Here is a 23,366-nt window from a genome sequence, read left to right as displayed (position 1 = left end):
ACAGACAACATTCTAATTTTACCAATATATCTAATTTCTAAGAATTAATGAACCACATAAAACCAAATATCTAGGATGCGATAAACAGCTACACGATCATTTAAATCAACACATATTCTTTTTTTCGCTTAAGGAAATACACCACAACAACAAATGGGAACAGCGTTAGCGCCATGTTCAGTATAATACGAGTCCTCCAGCAATACTCAGAACGCTCGTTAGAATCAACAAAATAATCCGTATAATAACCCACGCCCCCTTTAATTAGAGCATCGGTATCTTATACGGATAAATGAATGATATAAGCGGTAATAGGATTAAAGTACAAAGAGCAGAGACTATAAAAAAACATTAGTCTACTGCTCTTTGTTTTCTTGCATCATTTAATTCCTTATAAAATCAAAACTTACGTCACTATTTAAGCTTATTAAATTTGGTAAGTTTTGAACTGATTGAATCCATACCACTAGGTTCAGCAGGACTATTAATTTTGATCATTGGACTAGAAATAAAGTAATTACTGTTAGCTACCTTAAAGTTAACGACTATTTCTCCCTCAGACTCTTCAATGACAGCTCCCAGATCTTCAAATCTAATGTAACCCTCTGCATCTGAAACGATCTGGACCGCACCAATCAGTGAGCCTCTAACTTCACCAGCAATCTCCGCTGTAATTACAGCGTCTGGTACTGGTTCTCCGTTACGATTTAAAATTCTGAGGACTGGTTGAGTACTAAAAGACGCTCCACTGATAGCTTCATCAGATGGCAAAGAAACAAACGTTAAGACTTTTTCCGCTTTTTCATTTTTAGATTCAACATTTAAAGTTACTTTTTTTGTATCCTCAAATCCTTCTAACTCAAATTCGTATTCTTGAAGCCCTTCCGCATCCAAAGTTAGAGAAAACGTAGCAACTCCATCAATGAAGTTAATGTCTTGTAAAAGTGACTGACCGCTGTCTCTATCTATCTCTTGTAATTCATCACTGTAATTTGTGATTTTAAGCATTTTGGTTTCTGTAAAAGATTCATCCTTAATTCCATCTAATCCATATACAGATAGCGTAACGGTAACATCTCCCTCTTCAAAATTATTTTCATTATTCTGATCTTCACCTAGATCAACAGTAAAGTAAGATGGTGTAAACTTCATACTGCGTAGAGTTGGTTTATCCAGACCAAGCACTTTAACCGGTACCATCCGGTTCGTGACCGTCCCGTCTCCCAGCTGCCCAATATCATTTCGTCCAAAAGACCATACACTTCCATCAGACTTTATAGCAAACGTTGCATAGAATCCTCCAGCCGTGGACACGACATCGCTCATACTCCTGTTTTGTATCAGCGAATTCATCGCTTGTGTATGTCCAAGACCAAGCTCGCCGTACGAATTGCTACCCAGCACCCATAAACTTCCGTCAGTTTTCACAACTTGAATGGTACCACTGCCCCCAGACATCGCCTTCACTCCAACTTGCCATTTGGTCGGTGTAGGTACATTTTCCAATCCTGCCGATCCCCAACGATAGAGATCTCCATTTGCTGTTAACCCCAACCCAGCACTACGGCCTGCCTCGATACTCTTAATGTTACTTAGACCCGCAACCATTTCAGCTTTCCAGACCGTTCGGACTTGCCCCTTGTTTCCCAACTGATTCGAACTGGCGTCTCCCCAGCCCCATACGGTGCCGTCACTTTTAAGTGCCAGTGCAAAGCCGCTTCCGGCTGACAATGCACTGACCCCGTTGATATCTGGGACTTGCCCAGGAACCAGTCGTCGATTGAATGTACGATCACCCAATTGTCCAAAGTTGTTAGCTCCCCATGACCACACGGTTCCATCTCGTTTTAGTGCATAGCTTGCATCCCAGCCGGACGCAATCCCTACAACCCCTTTTAACCCCGGAATTTGAACCGGTACAAGAGAAGCCTTCATATCTCCGGTACCTAGTTCCCCATTCACATTACCTCCCCACGACCACACGGTGCCATCCCGTTTCAGCGCCAAGCTGTATGTGTCTCCCGCCGCCACGGTTAAGATATCATTGAGCCCCTCTACCTGCACGGCGGTCGTTTTGTTGGTTGTGGTTCCATCGCCGAGTTGTCCGTTCGCGTTATTCCCCCAGCTCCATACGCTTCCATCCGGTTTCACGAGTACACTATGGGAAGTGCTTGTTGACATCTGGGCTTCGGTCGTGCCCGTATGTCCCTCTTCTCCAATGGTCATCCATCCTGCTTCGGACCAATTGGACCACGCGCTTTCATCTTTTACTCGCACCTGGACTTTCAGCGGTACACCCACAGGCAACTCTTGATCCACCGTCCACGAATTCATAGACGCAGTCACCGCCCGGTTGATTACATCGGTATCCACGATGATCTGACCAGCTTCATTCAGAATTTGCACTTGATACGCGGCAAATACCGTCAGTTCTGCATCCGTTTGGGTCCACATAACGGACGGATGACTAATGTTGGCTACCTGTGGTGTTCCTTGACTTCCAGTCGGGTAACCTAACTTGATTTGTGGAGCCATGTTATCCAGCACTTTAACCGGTACTATGCGGCTCGTGATCGTTCCGTCTCCCAACTGCCCTTTGTCATTTTGTCCAGAGGACCATATACTTCCGTCGGACTTCATGGCAAACGTTGCATTGAACCCCCCAGCTGTGGCTACTACATTGCTCATATTCCTGTTCTGTATCAGCGAAGTGATGGCTTGTGTATGTCCAAGACCGAGTTCGCCATACGCATTGTGGCCCATCACCCACAAACTTCCGTCAGTTTTCACAACTTGAATGGTACCACTGCCCCCAGACATCGCCTTCACTCCAACTTGCCATTTGGTCGGTGTAGGTACATTTTCCAATCCTGCCGATCCCCAACGATAGAGATCTCCATTTGCTGTTAACCCCAACCCAGCACTACGGCCTGCCTCGATACTCTTAATGTTACTTAGACCCGCAACCATTTCGGCTTTCCAGACCGTTCGGACTTGCCCCTTGTTTCCCAACTGATTCGAACTGGCATCTCCCCAGCCCCATACGGTGCCGTCACTTTTAAGTGCCAGTGCAAAGCCGCTTCCGGCTGACAATGCACTGACCCCGTTGATATCTGGGACTTGCCCAGGAACCAGTCGTCGATTGAATGTACGATCACCCAATTGTCCAAAGTTGTTAGCTCCCCATGACCACACGGTTCCATCTCGTTTTAGTGCATAGCTTGCATCCCAGCCGGACGCAATCCCTACAACCCCTTTTAACCCCGGAATTTGAACCGGTACAAGAGAAGCCTTCATATCTCCGGTACCTAGTTCCCCATTCACATTACCTCCCCACGACCACACGGTGCCATCCCGTTTCAGCGCCAAGCTGTATGTGTCTCCCGCCGCCACGGTTAAGATATCATTGAGCCCCTCTACCTGCACGGCGGTCGTTTTGTTGGTTGTGGTTCCATCGCCGAGTTGTCCGTTCGCGTTATTCCCCCAGCTCCATACGCTTCCATCCGGTTTCACGAGTACACTATGGGAAGTGCTTGTTGACATCTGGGCTTCGGTCGTGCCCGTATGTCCCTCTTCTCCAATGGTCATCCATCCTGCTTCGGACCAATTGGACCACGCGCTTTCATCTTTTACTCGCACCTGGACTTTCAGCGGTACACCCACAGGCAACTCTTGATCCACCGTCCACGAATTCATAGACGCAGTCACCGCCCGGTTGATTACATCGGTATCCACGATGATCTGACCAGCTTCATTCAGAATTTGCACTTGATACGCGGCAAATACCGTCAGTTCTGCATCCGTTTGGGTCCACATAACGGACGGATGACTAATGTTGGCTACCTGTGGTGTTCCTTGACTTCCAGTCGGGTAACCTAACTTGATTTGCGGAGCCACGTTATCCAACACTTTAACCGGTACCATCCGGTTCGTGACCGTCCCGTCTCCCAGCTGGCCTTTGTCGTTATATCCAAAGGACCACACACTTCCGTCAGATTTGATTGCAAATGCCGAACTTACTCCTCCAGCTGTTGCGACCACATTACTCATATTCCTGTTCTGCATCAGCGAAGTTGTGGATTGCGTATGTCCAAGACCAAGTTCCCCATACGCATTTGCCCCCAGTACCCACAAGCTTCCGTCATTTTTCACGACTTGAATGGTAGCACTGCCTCCAGACACCGCCTTCACTCCAACTTGCCATTTAATCGGTGTAAATGTACTATCCCAAGACGATCCCCAACGATAGAGATCTCCATTTTGCGTTAACGCAAATCCAGCACTCTGGCTGGCTTCAATACTCTTAATATTATTTAGCCCCGTTATCATTTCTGCTTTCCAGACCGTTCGTACTTGTCCTTTGTTTCCTAGCTGATTCGAACTGGCGTCTCCCCAGCCCCACACGGTGCCATCACTTTTAAGAGCCAAAGCAAAACCTCTTCCAGCCGCCAATGCACTGACCCCGTTGATACCTGTGACTTGCACTGGTGAAAGCCGTCGATTGGATGTGCCATCTCCTAATTGTCCCGTGTTATTGACTCCCCACGACCATACCGTCCCATCTTGTTTTAAGGCATAACTCGCTTCCCAACTAGATGCAATTCCAATGATACCTTCTAACCCCGGAATTTGAACTGGTACAAGAGAAGTCTTCGTATCTCCTGTACCCAGTTGTCCACTCGAGTTACTTCCCCAAGCCCACACGGTTCCATCCCGTTTCAATGCCAAGCTGTGGGCTTCTCCAGCCGCAACGGCTAGAATGTCACTTAATCCCTCCACCTGCACTGCGGTCGTTTTGTTGGTTGTGGTTCCATCGCCGAGTTGTCCGTTTGCGTTATTTCCCCAGCTCCATACGCTTCCATCCGATTTCATTCTGATAGTATGGTTAGTTTTGGTACTTATAAGATTAGATGGAGTACTTTCATAATACAGTCCCTCTTCTGATGAGTTTTCTGCTTCATCTCGGGCGACTACTTTTATAGAATAAGAGGTCCCCTTTGTTAAATTAGTAAATGTGTATTCGGAATCTTTAACATTAGTGATATAGGTGGAATTTAAATATACATCGTATCCTACTACCTCTACGTTATCAGTAGAACTCTCCCAACTAATTTTTAATTGATTAATATCTCTCACTACCGTTTTAAAACCTGTTGGCTTTGAAGGAGGAGTTTTGTCTACCTTTGCCTCTCCAGAGACTACTTCACTTGTATTGAATACATTATCTAGCGTTCTAGCGAACACTTTGTGCAATCCTTCGTTACTGATGATTACAGGTTCTTTGTAATTAATCCATTCGCTATCCTCACCAATTTTGTATTGATATGTTTGGAATCCGCTATCTTTATCCTCCGCATCGGACAGTGTTACACTGACAAACTTGTTCGTCCATTTCAAAGGCTCTACAACCATCTTCGGATTGGTAGGATTAGTTGTGTCTACTTTAATCGTTTCCTCAAGTACATCAGAGTCGTTCCTATTTTTGTCTCTCGCAAAAGATTTAAATTTATAAATACCTGTTTCAGGCAATTGAATAGGATCGGTATATTCTTTAAAATCAGAATCATCTAAGCTATAAAATACCTTGTAAAGTCCTGATTCATCATCTTTACCTGTTAATTTATATGCAGCATCTTTTCCATACCATTCATTCACACCTTTTACACCTAGCATGGCTGAGCTAATCGTTGGTTTGATTTCATCTTGAGTGCCTGCGGCATCCAAATCAACTGAAGGAGTAATGGTACTGTCGATATTGCCATCACCATTCTCATCAATTCTAAGTTCGATCTGACCGTTTGCATTGGTCCCAGAAGTAAAAATAGTGTTAGGAGTCACAGCAATTTCATCAAATCTAACTGTTCTGACTTCTTCATCTTGTTCGTTGGACCAGACCAGAGAGTAAATCATGTCCCCGTAACCCGTTCCCTGTAGTTTTACGTTATAATCCCCATCATTCAAAAGAGCAATTTTTGTCTCTCCATCGGTATAAAAACTCGCAAACGGAATATTTTCTTCAAACTCTCCTGTCGCACTGTATCCCAAATGATTCCCCGAATTGTCGTACACGTTCAAATCAACAGGTGATTCAATTTTGAGTTTCAATGTTTTACCAGACTCGTTGGTTTTGCGGATGTTAGGAGCAAGTTGACTTGGATTACCCAAAAGTATATTTTCAACTTGTTTTTGAACATTTACGTTCCCTGGAAGCTTAGTGTGTTCTTCCTTAATATAATACGTTTTGCTGGCAACTAGATTTTTACCTACACTAGCACTAATGACAGGGACCGTACCATCCCCTTGTATTGACTTCATATCCCTAATCGAGTGCTCAATATTATCATCATACAATGTCATCGCACCTAATGTTGGTATCCTATCTCCGACTATGTAATAAGAGTCCACTGAATTTAAATTGTTGATAATATTAAGGCTGTCATGAAAGTTTTGAGCTCTAGTTATCATTGTATCATTGGACCAATCTCTTGAACTCAAGAAGCTCTTTGTAGATTCATAGTTAGGAAACTTAACAGTTTCAAAATTTGATGATCTACCTATCGGTTTTTTTGAATAGGTCATTTTTGAAAGATATTGCGTACTATTTAATGAAAAATACTTTTTAGAAGGTAACAATTCATAGGCAGACTGTATATTAGGCATTATTTTTTTAATTGACCCATTAACTACCAAATCCTTCCAACTATTCGTTGCATCTCCAGTCTCAAATATGTATGCAGCCTTTGGGGCACCTAAGTAAGGGGTGCCTATTGTTACAAGTTTATCAATGTTTCTTCCGTTGCCCCCATTAATATACTCTGTAGCAATAATCCCTCCCATACTATGGGCCACGAGATAAATTTTACTATCTGGAGAAGATGCCTTTGCAGCAGTCACTTTATCTTTTAAAAGCTCAGCATTTTTGTTAGCCCCCAAACGCCAGTCATATCCAAAATCAATAACAAAAAAGTTCTTGTTTAAATAATCATGTATTGTTTTATAAAACTCTTCTTCTGGTGCTCCGACTTTAAGTACATTCAAAGAATCTCCCTGATTATTCATCTGTAATTTTGAAATTTTAGTCCACGGCTCTCCTTCAGGAATCCAAACTTTCGTAGTTCCTAAATACAATTCTGAACCCATGATCCCTGGAATAAAAATAACTCTATGCTTATATACCTTTACACTAACTTGTTCACTATATCCGCTTACATCCAGAGGAATAATTTCAAATTTATACGTTCCCTCCTCATTGTACGAGGAATAATTGAAAATATTTGAAATGGAGGTATCGAAGTTGAACCGTGTATCTATCATATTCCCATTACGAAAAGTATTAATTTTCACTGCATGTGCTCTGTCATCGAAATTTTAGTGGATTCTTATGTTCTCACCAAACTTGACTTTGCTCTTCTCAGCCCATACATTAGTTGCAGCATGAGCTTTGTTTTCAATAAAAATCCCGTTAAATAAACCAAAATAAAAAATAACTCCAAGAATAAATACCAATGCGAACTTTCGATTAAATGTTTCTCTCACGATATAAGCTCACTCTCTTCTCTACTAATTTATTCACAATAAGATTCATCACTACAACTTACTTCTTTGCCCTTGTCAATTACAATTGAGACATGATTGACATTCGCTTTGTCTATAATAACTAGCCTCACGTCTGTCTCAAATGACATACTAACTAGTGGCTTAATCTCGTTTTTTTGTAAATCTCCTTCCGTTTTCGTATTCATATAGACAACCGTTCGAATCGCTTCATCCTGGGTTTGTCTTTCACTTACTTTTTGATCTATAACAAATGGCAGTTGGTTACGATCAATAACTTCTTGAACTTGACTTTGAATCTCCGATTGGACATGTTTCGAAGGCGTTCTAAAAAAGTCGAGAATTGCGCTTTGGTTTGGAACTACTATAAAATACATTACAACAGATGCTATAAAAGAAACGATAATGGTTCCAATTATTCCTGACTTCTCCTTCTTGTTAAGTACATACACCGCGACAACAAAGGGGAGAAGTGTTAACACAAGATACAAGAGAGTATGACTTGCTGGAGGAACGTCAAAGATAATGAGGCCATCGTCTCCGGATAGCATTAATAGCAATATTAAATAGGCAAAAAGCCATCCTCCTCCAATACTCAATATCGATGCGATAATAGGTAAAATAATTCTCAAAATGAAATTCACCTCCTTCTCATATTAAAATCGGAATAAATTACAAATAATTGAATAGAGAATCAAGCAAATTGTACAACTATTTTTACAAATTATTTCAAGTGAAAAATTAGGCAACTACTAACACATAGCTAGATTTAGAGCCTGTAGATTTAAAAACAACAGAAAAAAGACTACCTCCTGCCGTATCATCCAGCAAAAGATAGTCCTTTTTCCTACCACTTCATTCCGTTACCTACACCAGCTTCTTCCGAATATACCCCGAGATCAGGTCAATGATCGTGATCATCACGATAATGCCGAGCAGGATAATGCCGACACGCGGCCAGTTGCGTGTGCTGAGTGCAAAGATCAGCGGTGTTCCGATCCCGCCCGCACCGATCACACCGAGGATCGTGGCAGAACGAACATTAATTTCGAACCGATACAATGTATAGTTCAGGAATCCCGGAATAACCTGCGGCAAGATGGCAAACCATAGCTGCTGCATCCGGGTCGCTCCGGAAGCCAGTAACGCTTCGGACGGGCCGTAGTCAATATTTTCAACCTCATCTGCGTACAGTTTACCCAGCATCCCGATCGAGTGAAGTCCAAGGGCTAACACCCCTGCGAATGATCCGGGACCTACGGCCTTAATGAACAAGAGAGCCATAATAATCTCGGGAAATGTACGGATGAAACTAAGCATCATTTTACCCGCGCCCGAGATCGCCCGATGGCCGCTCATATTCCGTGCAGACCAGAAAGCAAACGGGATACAGAGCACAGCGGAGATCACAGTACCTAACACAGAAATCGCCAGAGTATCCAGCAGTCCGCGCAGCAAATCCTCGCCTTCCGGCAAATAGACGAAATTCCAGTCGGGCGAGAAAATACCCGCAATAATAGCTTTCATGATCTGTCCAGCGGTTTCCTTGAATCCGGTAAAGGGTACGCCCGCAAGCGCCCACGCATAGACCAGAATTAACAGCAGAATGATAAGCCAGCGCAGCGGATTTTTCCGTGGTTTGGGTCTTGGCCGAATACGGCTCGCTTCATTTTTCATCATAACAATTTCTCCCGCAGCTTAGTGCTCACATAGTCGATCATCAGAACGATGGCCAGTGTGAAAATAATAATGGTATTCGTCTTGTCATACTCCAGGAATCCAAGTGTCGCTTCGTAATAAAGTCCGATACCACCCGCTCCAACGAGTCCAAGGATCGCGGCGGCACGTACGTTAATTTCGAAGGCATACAGTACATAAGACGTGAACTGGGCTGCCAGTTGCGGTACGACACCGTACACAATAAGCTGAATTCGATTCATGCCCACAGCGGTCATCGCTTCAAGCGGCCCTTTGTCAATCGTCTCCAGCGTTTCATACGTGAGCTTGGCGATCAGACCTACCGAGAATACAGCTAGTGCGAGAATACCCGGAACCGGCCCCAGTCCAAATACAGCAACGAACAACGCAGCCAGCAACAAGTCCGGAACGGTTCGAATCAGATTTAATAGAAAACGTGCCGGATAATAAATCCAGCGGCTCGGCATGAGATTCCCCGCACAGATGATGGAGACCGGGATGGCAAGAATGGCACCAATCGTTGTTCCGATCAAAGCCATACGGATCGTCTCCAGCATGCCCTGCACGATATTGTCAAAATAACTCCAGCGCGGCGGAAACATTTCCTTCAGCAGCTTCCACATCTCCGGGAAACCCGTGAAGAGTTCGGCAAAACTCGCATCTGTCTGCTTTGCGCTCGCCCACAAGAGCAGCACGATGATGACTAACGTCAGTAGATGTTTGGTCTTCCCCGGTGGTTTGGGGCGATTCACGATCTGCTTCGGGCTTGAGCCAGGTTCCTTGCCTGCACCTGAGCGCCCTTCATGTTCAAGTGAAACGTTGGATTGTCCTTTCATACCAGCACTTCTCCCTGCTCATGCACAGCTTGCTTGTCCAGCAACTCATCCGCCAGAATCGGTCTGCCGTAAATTTCAGCAAAACGCTCATCCGTCGCTTCTTCCACCGGACCGTCAAATACAACTTCCCCTGCCCGCAAACCAACAATACGTGTCGCATAATCTCTCGCCAGATCAATAAAGTGCAAATTAACAATCATGGTAATCCCGAGATCCTGATTAATCCGTTTCAGGTCATCCATGACCTGTTTCGTCGTCAGCGGATCAAGTGAGGCAACCGGTTCATCGGCCAAAATAATTTTTGCTTCCTGAGCGAGTACACGGGCAATCGCCACACGCTGCTGCTGTCCACCAGACAACTGATCTGCACGAGAGTAAGCCTTCTCCGAGATATTCACCCGATCCAATGCATCAAAGGCCAGTTCCACATCCTCTTTCGGAAAACGACCCAAAATGGTACGAAGTGTGGAATGGTACCCCACCCGACCAGCCAGTACATTGCGCAATACGCTGGATCGTTTCACCAGATTGAAGCTCTGGAAGATCATGCCGATATCCCGGCGTATCAGACGCAGGCGTTTGCCTTGTGCTTTGGTAATGGAGCTGCCGTTAATCAAAATTTCACCTTCACTAATATCATGCAGCCGGTTGATCGACCGCAGCAAAGTGGATTTGCCTGCACCAGACAAACCGACCACCGCGATGAATTCTCCCTGCTTAAATTTCAAATTTATGTTATTGAGGCCTTTCGTGCCGTTCGCATACGTTTTGGTCATGTTGTGAAGCTCAATCATCGCGTTAATCCTTCTTTCATCCATAATATTTATATCGTTTCCGTTGTTTCTATATAAATTGAACTATTCATTTACACTTGAACGGAGAGGACAGAAAAAACCTGAAAAAGCGGAGCGTTCGCCTTTATCACCGGATTTTCCCTTTTCGAAAAGGGAATCAAAAAAATCTGGGGATAACAGCGATTGGAAGGTTATTCTGTCATCGGAGTGGATTGTGTAAAAATTTCCACTTCAGCTTATATAGTTGAAACTTGTAATAACGGCACAAGCCAGAACAGCGTCAATCACGCTGAACTGGCCTGCTCACTGTGCAAAGTCACGAATGGCTTGTTGGAACGAAAAACTACTCGGTTTTCACTTTCTCGTTATACTGGCGAACGATATCGAACTTGCTGTCATCGGACTCCACATAACCTTCGTGCGTGTAGATTTCTTTGATGATCTGGTGGCCTTCTGTATCTTTACCGATATCGATGAAGGCTTGTTTGATCTTCGCTGTCCAATCTGCGTTCATGTCGGTACGAACGGCGATCGTATCGTTAGGAATAGGCTCAGTGAAAGCAAGTACACGTGTATCTTTGAACACATTCGGGTAGTCTTTAGAAACCGTGTTACGGGCATCCTGGAAAATAGCTGCTGCATCTACGTCACCGTTCAATACGGCAAGAACAGCTTGGTCATGGCCTTTAACGGTTACAGGCTGTACATCTTTGAGCGGATCAATGCCGCGATCCAGCAACAAGGCTGCAGGCCATACATAACCAGCGGAAGACGTTACGTTCTGGTAAGCCATTTTCTTGCCTTTCAGATCCTCAACCGATTGGATCGGGGAGTCTTTTTTGACAATAATCATCGATTTATACGAATCGGCCAGTTGCTCTGTCGGAGCGCCCGTCTCATCATTCACACCAAAACGTTGAGCTTGCAAAATAACTTGTGCTGCTCCTTTTTCTTTCGCAAGTACATAAGCTGTCGGAGGCAGGAAACCTACATCTACTTTTTTGGAAGCCATCGCTTCAATAATCGTGTTGTAGTCCGTGGATACGCTGACTTTTACCGGGATGCCCAGCTTGTCGCCAAGCAGTTTTTCCAGCGGTTTTGCTTTTGCTTCAAGGGTGTCTGCATTCTGGGAAGGAACGAATTGCACTGTCAGTTCCGTAGGTACATAACCTTCAGCGGTTTTGTCTTTCTCTGCTGTGTCGGTTGATGTGCCGGACGCGCTTGAATTGGCTTCAGCGCCGTTTGACGAATTGGATGTAGCATTAGACCCACATGCACTCAGGAACAGTACCAAAATCAACAATGGTAAAAATAAAGCCGACTTCTTCAATCGAACACCCTCCAAAAGTTTTTCTTATTTTCAATACTTGTCTACTATAATTGGCAAATATTTGCGTGATGTGAAACGAAATTTGGAGTTTTGTAAAGTTTCCTGGCAGGCTGTCAACGTGACATTCTTCTGTTAAAATAGGCTCATTATGGTCGATGAATTCGGAGAAACTACGTTTGGATTAAGGCTTTACACCCGTTATTCAGGCTAGTTCTTCTGCTTCTTTCTACGGTTTATGCCATATATCTAAACTTATATATTAGAGGAGATTGTAAAATGACACGCATTCCCCCTACGACAAACTTCGATATCTTGTTCACAAGTGACCTTCACGGAGCAATTCGCCCGATCCATTACAATACCAACGCATATCGTCATGCCGGTCTTGCTTTGCTGGCTTCCCTGATTCGGCAGGAACGTGAACGTTCGCCTGAATTACTGTTAATCGATAATGGAGACTTGCTGCAAGGCTCCCCTCTGGCTTCTTATGCAGCTTCTCATGCACCCAAAGCGCAGACGCATCCTTTTGTTCACGTCTTAAATGAGCTTGGATACGATGCGGCGGTCATGGGTAATCATGAGTTTAACTATGGTCAGGAATTGTTACGCGGTGCAGTGGAAGGTTCCACTTTTCCTTGGCTGTCTGCCAATATTGCAGAACTGCCGCTTGCCCCTCAAGGAGCAGGTATTCCGGCTTTTGGCGAACCGTATCTGATCAGGACACTCTCTAGTGGTGTAAAAATCGCCTTGCTCGGTGCAACCACCCATTACATCCCCAACTGGGAGCATCCGAAAAATATTGAAGGGCTGCATTTCATGGATGCGATGGATACGATTCGTACTTGGGTGAAGTACATTCGGGAACATGAACAACCCGACGTACTGGTGGTCAGTTATCATGGGGGATTCGAGTGTGATCTGGAGACGGGTGAACCGGCCGAGCGTTTAACGGGGGAAAATCAGGCATATGCCATCTGCCGAGATATTGATGGCATTGACGTACTACTGACGGGTCATCAGCATCGCCAATTGACCGGCGAAATCCATGGAGTAACTGTAATTCAACCAGGGTTTAATGGCAGTGGACTCGGTCAAGTGTCTGTGCAACTTCAGCAATCACCGGACACGGGCAAATGGGTGGTAACGGAGAAAAAAGCGGAGTTGCTGTTGCTTGAGGATTACCCTAACCTAAAGCCTGATCCTGCAGTAATGAAGCTAACTAATGAGCTGGAAGCTTCGGCACAAACATGGCTGGATCAGCCGATAGGCGAAGTAGCCGGAGACGGGGATTTATCGATCTCCAGCGCGACACAGTTGCGGCTTCAGGCGCATCCTTTTATTGATTTTGTACACCAGGTTCAGATGGAAGCAACCGGAGCCCAGCTTTCCAATACGGCTATGCTTAGCGAAGAAGCTCGTGGTTTCGGCAAGCAAATTACGGTGCGGGATGTGTTATCAAACTTTATTTATCCCAACACTCTAACTGTGCTTGAACTCAGCGGAAAGGATATTCGGGAGGCTTTAGAGCAGACTGCACGTTATTTCGAACTGAACATATCGGGGGAAGTCATCGTAAATCCGGCGTATATGCAGCCCAAACCTCAACACTACAATTACGACATGTGGGCTGGCATCGAATACGGACTGAACATCTCACAGCCTGTAGGCAGCCGTGTGGTGAAGTTGGAACGTGATGGAAAACCGCTGGAGATGGGTAGTACATACTCTGTCGTGATGAACAGTTACCGCGCGGCAGGCGGTGGAGATTATGCGATGTATCCCGGCAAAAAGGTGCTGCACGAAGGCGCTACGGACATGGCCGCACTGGTGGAAGACTTCATTCGCAGGAATCAGCCATTACAAGTTCGGGAAGTGCATAACTGGAAGGTGACCAACTGAAGTTTGGATTGTGAGAAAACGAGAATTAAACGAGTACGTGAAAAAGGACGGAGCCGGCTTTATCCGGTTTCGCCCTTTTTACTTTTTATGGAACGAAGACTATGGAATCAGTAGTAGGATCTACATTGCCCTATTAAAACAATGAATCCGAGAGAAGCAGTACAATGAGAAAAGCCCCTAACCAGACCAGAAACAAATTTGCAGTTGCGGTAGCCCATTTACTTTTGCCCGAATGATAGAACGCCCAGCATACGAAGGAAAATAATACACCCATGGGATACGTTGCCATAAGGATTGCCGCGATCGTATCTAATAATGGGTGGTCACCAGACTCCCGATAGCCATAAAAAAACAAACTAATCATCAGTGCATACGGATAGGCTACAAGCGTTAATCCATAAATAATATTGAAGAATATAAGCCGATGTGCAAGTTTTGGATTTTTCAAAACAGATGGACAACCTCCTTGGGAACACCAAACTCATTTCAGTATATCCACCTGTCCCTATCACGTCATGGTATATTTTACCATTCATTAATTTCGTATATCTCCACATACATCTTTTCAAACAGCAAGCTGTTGGTGTTCTCTATTCATTCGCCCAGCATATCAAAAAAGGATTGAAGCCCCCTTCCGGGCCCCAATCCTTCTGCTGTTACATCGCTAGCCTAAGTCCCACTCTCCTGCTTGCTTCATGCCAGCCTACACTCTATTGTGCTTTCTTCCGCAGTTGGCTGTTATACAGATCACTATAAAATCCACCCTGCTTCAGCAGTTCGTTATGTGATCCCTGCTCCAGCAATTTCCCGTCCTTAAGTACCAGAATCCGATCGGCTTGACGAATCGTATTCAGCCTGTGGGCAATGACAAAGCTGGTGCGGCCATGCATGAGACGTTCCAGCCCCTCCTGAATTTTGATCTCGGTCACCGTATCAATGCTGCTGGTCGCCTCGTCCAATACCAGAATGGACGGATCAGCCAGGATGGCCCGGGCAATGGCAAGCAATTGCTTTTGTCCTTGGCTAATGCCGCTCCCGTCCGCTTGAAGCACCCGGTCATACCCGTTCTTCATTCGCATTATAAAGGAATGTGCATTCGCCAGCTTGGAGGCAATCTCCACTTCTTCATCGGTTGCATCCAGACGTCCGAACCGGATATTTTCACGAATCGTTCCCTGGAACAAAAATGAATCCTGCAACACAAACGCCATGTGCGAACGCAGGTTTTCCCGCCGAATGGTTGTCACCTTGTGCCCATCCACCGTAATCGTTCCACTTGTCGGATCATAAAAGCGGGATAAGAGCTGAATCAGTGTCGTTTTCCCTGCTCCTGTTGGACCGACCAGCGCGATCATCTCGCCCGGCTTCGCTTCAAAACTTATATCGCGCAGAATATCACGACCCTCATCATATCCAAAGGACACTTTATCGAACCGAACGTTACCCTGAATATTATCCAAGGAAATCGCAGCCCCTTCATCCTTGGATTCCTCATCCTCATCCAGCACCTCGAACACCCGCTCTGCCCCCGCGATCGCAGACAACAGCGTGTTCCACTGATTCGCCAGATCGTTCAACGGACGTGTGAATTGACGCGCATACTCCACAAAAATAATGATAACCCCTACCGTAACGGAACCCTGTATCGCCAAAATACCGCCAATCCCCGCTACGATTGCAAAGCTCAGGTTGTTGAGTCCATTCATCAGTTTGGGAATAAAACCTGAAATCGTCTGTGCCCAGAATGCGGAAATACGAATGCGCATATTACGCTCCTCAAAGCCGCGAATGACCCGTTCTTCCTGCGAAAAGGCCTTGATGATCCGCTGTCCGGATAACGTTTCCTCAATATAACCGTTGAGTTCACCCAGATTGCGCTGTCTCTCTTTGAAAAGCGGACCCGTTCTGCGCGTTATCCAGCGCATCCCCAGAGCCATTAGAGGTACAACAATAAATGTGAGTAACGTAAGCAACGGGCTGAGCCACAACATCACACCCAATGTGCCGATTAGCGTTAACACACTCGAAAAAATCTGAATCGCTGAGCTGTTCAGCGTACTGCTGACGTTCTCGATATCGTTGGTGACCCGGCTCATAATCTCACCTTGCTGGCGCTTCCCAAAGAACGGAATCGGCAGCTTATGCAGATGAGCAAACAGATCATAACGCATACGGAATACGGTCTCCTGCGCAATTTCAATCATCCAAATATTCTGGAGCCAGGATGTGAGTGAAAAGAGCACATACACCGCTACCAGTCCAAGTAGAAACCAGGTCCAACTTGAACTGGTCACCTCTCCAGCGATAAATTGGTCTACTGCTACACCGACCATATAGGGCCCAAGTAGAGCCAGCCCAGAGCTGGCAAATACCATCAGCAGCACTAGCGAAAGCTTTATTTTGCGACGTGAGAGGTAGCTCCAGATCCGACCAAGTGTGCCTGACCAGTTTTTGGCTCTCACTTTCGGCTTACGCTGGCCTCCTGAACGGAGTGACTCGGAATCCAGAACAGGCCGTGGCTGACGGAAAGGCTCAATGAATGCTTTGAACATACTGTGCGCCCTCCCCATATTGTGATTCATGAATTCGGCGGTATAACTCCGACGACTCCATCAAGTCTTCGTGTTTTCCCTGTCCAATCAATCGTCCATCATCCAGGAGCAGAATCAGATCGGCCGAAGTGGTTGAACTGATCTTTTGCGTAATAAGAAACGTCGTACAGGAGAGGTCTTCAAGTGCATCTAGAAGTCTGCCTTCAGTCGCTACATCGAGTGCACTTGTGCTGTCATCCAGAATAAGAATGCTTGGACGGCGTACCAAAGCTCTCGCAATGGAGAGGCGCTGCTTTTGTCCACCCGAAAGGTTAAACCCCCTCTGACCGAGCAACGTATCATATCCGTTCGGCAACTGCTCGATGGTCTCATGAATCTGAGCCCGCTTTGCCGCTTCCATAATCTCTTCCATCGTGGCATCTTCTCGTCCCCAGGCAATGTTTTCACGCACGGAACCCGTGAACAGTACGACTTCCTGAGGAACATAACCAATGGCTTTACGAAGGGTCGGAAGATCCAGCTCGGATGCATCTGTAGCATCAATGCGCACCTTACCTTGTTCTTCCGTATACAAACGTGGAATGAGTTGCACCAGCGAGGATTTTCCTGATCCGGTAGCTCCCATAATCGCAATCCGCTCACCTGCTTTTGCAGAGAATGTAATATCTTCCAGCACTTTAATCTCGCTATTGGGATAACTGAAACCCACTGCGCGGAACTCAACTTCACCTTGTACGGTACGCTGCTCCTGCTGTATGGAACCAGAGCTATGCATTGGGTTCAACGAACTTTGGGCATCCGTGTGTCCGGCCTGTTCCCGCTGACCCGTACGCTCCGTCTCTGACGTATCCTCGGTTTCAAACACTTCATTCAGACGCTGTGCTGAAGCACTCGCCCGTGAAAATGTAACCAAAATCCAGGAAAGCGCCGACATCGCTCCAATCGTACGTAATAGATAGTTAATCACCGCAACGACTTCACCAACGGTTGCCGAACCTGATACGATGTCCCTCCGACCAAACCAAAGTACGGCGATAATACAACCGTTCATCATCAGCAGCATGAATGGCATCGTGGTCTCCGTCAGGCGAAGCGCGGAGATCGTGCCTTTCATCAGCTTGCCGCTGAAGCTGGCAAAGCGTTCAATCTCGTGGCCCATCCGTACAAAAACACGGATCAGCCGGATGCCTGTCAGATTCTCCTGGATGACACCGTTCACGGCATCCAGTCTGCGCTGCACATTACGGAACAGCAGCGCTGCCTTTTTAATCATCCAGATGACAACAACAAGCAACACCGGCACCATAACAACAAGCAACAATCCTAGCCTCGGACTGACCACCACTGCCATAATCATGCTTCCGATCACTACAAGCGGAACACGGGTCATGAAGCGAAGACTCATAAAGATGGTATCCTGCACCTGGGTCACATCCCCGGTTAACCGGGTGATTAGCGATGATGTCGCAAAACGGTTGAACACGGCATAGGAAAACGTTTGCATCTTGTCATACAATTTCTCTCGCAGATCATACCCGAATCCAAGACTCGCATGCGAGGCAAAAAAAGAACTTGCAATCCCGGCGGCAAATGCGATAACCGCACTGACAACAAGCACGCCACCCCACATCCATACGACGGCCAGGTCTCCCTGCTGGATGCCATTATCAATGATTTTGGAGATCAGATAAGGCTGAGCCAGCTCCACCGTTAATTCAATCAGCATCATAACTAACGCTGCAATGGCGGCGACCCGGTACTTTTTCAAGTGAACGAACAGCTTGAGCATTCCCATTCCTCCGGCCCGGAGCACGTTACTGGCGATACTGCATTACAATCACACCATCAGCTCCGTTATTCTCTTCCTTATAAAGCTATGTAAAATTTCACGTAACCAATACGACTATTATATCGCATTTTCCATCTGTACACCGTTATGTTCTTCTCATTCTTAGTATTAACCTCAAATTTTAACCTGCAATCGACTGCTCAAAAACATGCTATATAAGTTGAACTGAAGAATTTACACAGTCCACTCCGATGACAGAATAACCTTGAAGGCAGCTTATCCCCAGATTTTTTGGATTCCCTTTTTCAATGGAAAAATCTGGTGAAGCGTATGCTTTCGAAATATAACTTATTAAAAAATACCCGAGGCAGCGTCGCCCGTTGCCTGGGCATTCTTTTACAGCTGTTTTAACGCGGTGCCCACGTAATCACGGCGCTCTCTCACATACGTGCGAATCTTCTCCGGTTCATTCAGAAAAACATTCATGGGCCACTTCATATAAGGGTCGTTCCCTACATCTTCCCGGATTCCATCGTGTAATCGATATACTAGCGGCATGATTCTTTTCTCCGTAAAGGTACCCTCCAGATGTTGTTTCATCAGCTTCTTGTACTGCTCACGGAACGTGCGGAATGCGAGCAATCGCCCCGTAAGTTTATTGTACCCCTGAATGCGAACCAGATTCGGATTGACCTTGGCGCCGTAACAATTTCTCCCCCAAGTCCCTTCGTAATCCCAAGGTAGGATACCGTATTTTCCACTTTTCACTTTTTCGTACCATGTATAGTTCTGATGGAAGCCGTCGAAGTTGCCTGTCAGCACAGCCCCGCTCAACCATCGTAAATAGTTGTCAATATCCACACGCGATTGTAAAAAACGAAACAGATCCATCTTGGACTTCATATTCAATTGTTGAATAAACCTGCGTAGCCTTCGGCGGTCCTCTGTATTGCCGCGGATCAGGCTGTATCCAGATAACTGGCTGTTTTCTGAATGAGTTGATCCGGTTGATAATGCAAAATTGGCATTGTCGTTGACGGCATAGAAAATACTCCGGACAGGCATTCTTCGCTGGCGAAAATAAGAAGATTTCACGCCTTCAATTCTTACATACACCCCTGCGAGTTGATCATTGAGATACAGCACACAGTGGCGCGTAGCAGGTGCCGGAACTCGAATGGACTCAAAGAACTGAAATGAAAGTGCGTTCCGTAACAGTGAAGGGTCATCATATTCCGCATTGAAATGGAACGTACGGCTTGCCGTGCGAATCTCGAATGATTTTTTCTCATAAGCGCGTGTATGCCCACCCCGGTACCGAATTCGAATGGGAAGCTGCTTGCCGTCCATCTGCATCGTGCCGTTCACAAACGTTTCTGACCATATGTTCGATGTTAATCGCTGGTATTCATTCGTCGACACATGGATGTGGTAGACAGGTAGAGTCATTTCCATCCGCCTTTCGGTCACCTGTGAGTTAAGCCCGTAGGCTATTACATCATCCTATGCACAAGCACAGCAGACCGTAAGGGCGAATGCACAGCCCATTTGTGGAACCATCCGCGAAGTCACAATGTAAATTTGCTGAAAACATATCACACCAATCTATAAATTACCATTTTTCTCATAGATTACTGCCAATTTGCTATACAAATGGTTGTCTGCTGGTTCCTGAGATGCTAGGTACACATATGATTAAACTACAGACAGACTCCAATGACGAGTGGCAGGGATTCAACAAACATCAACGAACAACCGTCAGCGGCCTATCTGAACTTATATCTGGGAAGGGGCAAAATACAATGTCTATGAATGGTCAGGGAATGAGAGGTTTGGTTGGAAGGGAAGTCAAGATTAATCGTGGTGGACCCGATTCAATCCAAGGCACATTAATGGATGTACGCTGGGACTACATGGCTGTGAGCTGCAAAGAAGGTATGGTGTATGTGAATGATGCTCATGTCAAAAGTATTACTGACACAGGTCGTTCCGGCGGAGCCAGAGGACCTATGGGGAATCCGATTCCGGCGAACACATTCCTTGGCGTTATGCAGGCACTTCGCTTCCGTCCTGTACAGATCAACCGTGGAGGCCCGGAAAAAGTGGAAGGCATTCTGGCCGATGCCAACCAGAATCAATTAATTCTGACGATGAAAAATCAGGAGATCATCCGTATTCCTTTACAGCATGTGAAGTCCGTTTCTCTGGTTCGCGGAAGCAGCAACAACAATAGCAATAACAACGGTAAAAACACAAGCCAAGGAAACAAAACACAAAATACGCAGTCTGGCGGCAATCGTTCCCAAGGGAATCGCAGTGCAGGCAACCAAGCGTGCGGTAACAAATCACAGGGAAATAAATCGGGCAACAACAAGTCGCGTGGCAATCAGTCTCACGGGAATAAATCGGGTGGTAACAAATCACGGGGAAATCAATCTCGCGGAAATAAGTCCGGAGGCAGACGGTAATTTGTAAACAACAAGAAGCCCAGCTACTACCAGTTTAAAGGGGGGAATGATCATGCTGATCTTTATCGCAATCGTCTTGACAGGTGTGCCTTTGTATTGGATCGTTATGCCAGGAAGGCCCACTTCGACTCATGAACATCTGAAACAGTCTTCACAAGGACTTCTCCCCCTGGGAGGTGAATCACAGTAAATGCCTGATTACCAGTTGTGGTTAACCTTCGGGGTATTTATCATCACTGTCATTTTCCTGATGTGGCGGCCTGGCGGATTAAATGAATCGATCCCCACTTCGCTTGGCGCGCTGCTTCTTATCCTGACCGGTGTAAGCAGTTTGGGGCACATCCTGGGTATTTTCGAAATTGTATCTGGCGCAGCGATTACGATTCTTTCCACCATTGTCATGTCCATTATTCTGGATAGCATCGGCTTCTTTCGCTGGATCGCTGTGAACATGATTGAAAAGGCACGAGGTTCCGGCTTCCGATTGTTCTGGCTGATTCTATTGCTTTGTTTTCTCATGACCATCTTCTTCAACAACGACGGTAGCATTCTGATCACTACCCCCATCATCATTCGAATCTGTTCTATGTTACGTCTCAAAATTCATCAGCAGTTGCCCTACCTCATCTCTGGTGCACTCATCGCTACAGCTTCCAGCGCTCCGATCGGACTCAGTAATCTCGCTAACCTGATCGCCTTGAAAATGGTCGGATTAAACCTGAACACCTATACTCAGATGATGTTTGTACCATCCATGCTCGGAATTATCGCTATGACTTTGCTGTTACTCTATTATTTTCGCAGAAGCATACCCAAAGTTATTCATCAGTTCCCCGTATCCATGCAAAGTTCATCTGGATCAGGCTATCATCCACTGCAGACCACAGAATCCGAATCGGATAACTCCAAAACGAATGTAGACTGGTGGTTGTTCCGTGTTTGTATCGGGATTGTTGTGTTCATCCGGGCAGGATACTTTCTGGCTGAGCAGATCGGTATACACATGGAAATCGTCGCCATTACCGGTGTGGTTCTGATGCTTGCTGTACGGTGGTATCGTACACGATCAGGACTGAAAGATGTCGTCACACAGACGCCATGGCATATTCTTCTCTTTGCCTTCAGCATTTATATTATTGTGGACAGTCTTCACCGAGCCGGGATGACAACATGGATTACCGAATTCACAGGCCCGATTGCCGAAAGAGGCAATGCCAGTCTGATTGCTGTATCCGGGTTATTGCTAACGGTGCTGTCTAATTTATTCAACAACTTGCCCTCGGTCATGATTGGAACATTCGCTGTTACAGACCTTCATTTGAGCGATACTCAACTTCATCTAGCATATCTCGCTAATATACTAGGCAGTGACATCGGAGCATTATTAACACCCATAGGCACGCTTGCCACCCTAATCTGGATGTATATATTACGGACCCACCATATTCGGGTCTCATGGAAACAGTATATGAAAGTAACCTTCATTGTGATACCCATCAGTTTAATTATCAGCCTATTTTCCTTATATATCTGGGTGGCTATGCTGTATTGAGAGGAGGTATACTGTGAAATCTGCAACGACGTGGTTAGGTAAAACGATAGAGTTTGAATTATCCGGCTGCAAGTTGCCTATTCAGGGCGAGGTCATTGATGCAGGAGAAGATATCATCGTTGTCTATGGTAATCATCGCTACATTTATGTGCCGCTTCATCATATTCAAACGATGCATTTTACGAAATCAGAGGCAACTTCTACTAGCATGGACGTACCTTCACCTGATCCCGAAATGGACCATGACAACATCTCTTATCGAAAAGTACTAATGAATGCTCGCGGGAGATTTAGTGAAATTTCCATTGGTGGGCGTACGCTACACGGTTATGTTACCAGCATCATGAACGATTATTTTATCTTCTATTCTCCGTTGCATCATTCGGTCTATGTTTCCATCCATCATCTCAAATATATGATTCCTTCTCCCGCCAATAGCAGGCCATTTGCGATGGAACATCAACATTTCCCCATACAGCCATCATCCATCTCGCTATCTCGCACACTCGATCAACAGCTGCAAAAAATGGCCGGAGAACTCGTCATCCTAAATCTGGGTTACAAACCTGAACAGACAGGACTACTCAAAAGTATCAACGACAAGTTGCTTGAAGTCATTGATGCTGAAGGTTCCACGAGGTTCATGCACACCAGCCATGTTCAAACGCTTCATTTACCTTAATGGTTAAATAGAACGCAAACAGGGATATTCCAAGGTTCGCACGACGACCCGGTATATCCCTGTTTCATTTATTTTTCCGAGCCTTAACTTACTCTGATTTGAAACCATGCCCATTACAGTGCATAGATGGCGATAACCCCGTAAATCTAGTGACTCATTATTCCAAAATTATCCGCTTTCACCTTTACTCGTGTATCTGTATCTTCGCGGTT

At 45.7% G+C, this 23,366-nt stretch carries 15 protein-coding genes; 5 read left to right on the top strand and 10 right to left on the bottom strand.

Annotated features, from left to right (window positions below; translation table 11 throughout):
- Positions 1–414: 414 nt before the first annotated feature.
- From M3629_RS15030 to M3629_RS15005, 6 genes are all read right to left on the bottom strand, one after another.
- Positions 415–7,059: an OmpL47-type beta-barrel domain-containing protein gene (locus M3629_RS15030; protein ID WP_251508128.1), complete on the bottom strand. Its 6,645-nt coding sequence runs from the start codon at positions 7,057–7,059 to the stop codon at positions 415–417.
- 506 nt (positions 7,060–7,565) lie between these two features.
- Positions 7,566–8,186 (bottom strand): hypothetical protein, encoded by a 621-nt coding sequence (locus M3629_RS15025; protein ID WP_251507802.1) that lies wholly within the window; start codon positions 8,184–8,186, stop codon positions 7,566–7,568.
- A gap of 235 nt (positions 8,187–8,421) precedes the next feature.
- On the bottom strand, positions 8,422–9,234 hold the full coding sequence (gene phnE, locus M3629_RS15020; protein ID WP_154890680.1) for a phosphonate ABC transporter, permease protein PhnE: 813 nt from the start codon (positions 9,232–9,234) through the stop codon (positions 8,422–8,424).
- A complete protein-coding gene (gene phnE, locus M3629_RS15015) occupies positions 9,231–10,088 on the bottom strand; it encodes a phosphonate ABC transporter, permease protein PhnE (RefSeq protein WP_251507801.1) in 858 nt (285 codons plus the stop codon). Before phnE (M3629_RS15015) ends, phnE (M3629_RS15020) begins: the two co-directional genes overlap by 4 nt.
- Positions 10,085–10,882, bottom strand: a complete 798-nt coding sequence (gene phnC, locus M3629_RS15010; protein ID WP_251507799.1) for a phosphonate ABC transporter ATP-binding protein — start codon at positions 10,880–10,882, stop codon at positions 10,085–10,087. Before phnC ends, phnE (M3629_RS15015) begins: the two co-directional genes overlap by 4 nt.
- 343 nt (positions 10,883–11,225) lie before the next feature.
- On the bottom strand, positions 11,226–12,212 hold the full coding sequence (locus M3629_RS15005) for a phosphate/phosphite/phosphonate ABC transporter substrate-binding protein (protein WP_251507797.1): 987 nt from the start codon (positions 12,210–12,212) through the stop codon (positions 11,226–11,228).
- A gap of 276 nt (positions 12,213–12,488) precedes the next feature.
- On the opposite strand from M3629_RS15005, the gene M3629_RS15000 reads away from it, so the two are divergent.
- Entirely contained in the window at positions 12,489–14,111 is a 1,623-nt protein-coding gene (locus M3629_RS15000; protein WP_251507795.1) for a bifunctional metallophosphatase/5'-nucleotidase, read from the top strand.
- Positions 14,112–14,244: 133 nt separating this feature from the next.
- Here M3629_RS15000 and M3629_RS14995 read toward each other — a convergent pair whose 3' ends face one another.
- The 4 genes from M3629_RS14995 to M3629_RS14980 all read right to left on the bottom strand — a co-directional run bounded on the left by M3629_RS14995 (position 14,245) and on the right by M3629_RS14980 (position 19,907).
- Positions 14,245–14,559, bottom strand: a complete 315-nt coding sequence (locus tag M3629_RS14995; protein WP_251507793.1) for a hypothetical protein — start codon at positions 14,557–14,559, stop codon at positions 14,245–14,247.
- A 262-nt stretch (positions 14,560–14,821) separates the two neighbouring features.
- Positions 14,822–16,663, bottom strand: coding sequence for an ABC transporter ATP-binding protein (locus M3629_RS14990; RefSeq protein WP_251507791.1), 1,842 nt, complete (start codon positions 16,661–16,663; stop codon positions 14,822–14,824).
- On the bottom strand, positions 16,644–18,452 hold the full coding sequence (locus M3629_RS14985) for an ABC transporter ATP-binding protein (RefSeq protein ID WP_435368230.1): 1,809 nt from the start codon (positions 18,450–18,452) through the stop codon (positions 16,644–16,646). Before M3629_RS14985 ends, M3629_RS14990 begins: the two co-directional genes overlap by 20 nt.
- A 396-nt stretch (positions 18,453–18,848) precedes the next feature.
- Entirely contained in the window at positions 18,849–19,907 is a 1,059-nt protein-coding gene (locus M3629_RS14980) for a CotH kinase family protein (protein WP_251507786.1), read from the bottom strand.
- 347 nt (positions 19,908–20,254) lie between these two features.
- Between M3629_RS14980 and M3629_RS14975 the strand changes: the two genes are divergently transcribed.
- The 4 genes from M3629_RS14975 to M3629_RS14960 are packed head-to-tail and all read left to right on the top strand — an operon-like array spanning position 20,255 to position 23,154.
- Entirely contained in the window at positions 20,255–20,920 is a 666-nt protein-coding gene (locus M3629_RS14975; RefSeq protein WP_251507784.1) for a hypothetical protein, read from the top strand.
- Positions 20,921–20,972: 52 nt separating this feature from the next.
- Complete coding sequence (locus M3629_RS14970; protein WP_167375667.1) at positions 20,973–21,110, top strand: hypothetical protein; 138 nt, start codon at positions 20,973–20,975, stop codon at positions 21,108–21,110.
- The gene (locus M3629_RS14965) at positions 21,111–22,472 is read left to right on the top strand and encodes an arsenic transporter (RefSeq protein ID WP_090917646.1); all 1,362 of its coding nucleotides are present in this window, start codon (positions 21,111–21,113) and stop codon (positions 22,470–22,472) included.
- 13 nt (positions 22,473–22,485) lie between these two features.
- Positions 22,486–23,154, top strand: a complete 669-nt coding sequence (locus tag M3629_RS14960; RefSeq protein WP_251507782.1) for a DUF2642 domain-containing protein — start codon at positions 22,486–22,488, stop codon at positions 23,152–23,154.
- Positions 23,155–23,366: the final 212 nt, after the last annotated feature.

This window comes from Paenibacillus polysaccharolyticus, assembly GCF_023714295.1.
GTDB lineage: Bacteria > Bacillota > Bacilli > Paenibacillales > Paenibacillaceae > Paenibacillus > Paenibacillus polysaccharolyticus_A.
The sequence above is the reverse complement of the archived record's forward strand: the minus strand, read 5'-3'. Positions and strand labels throughout refer to the sequence as shown.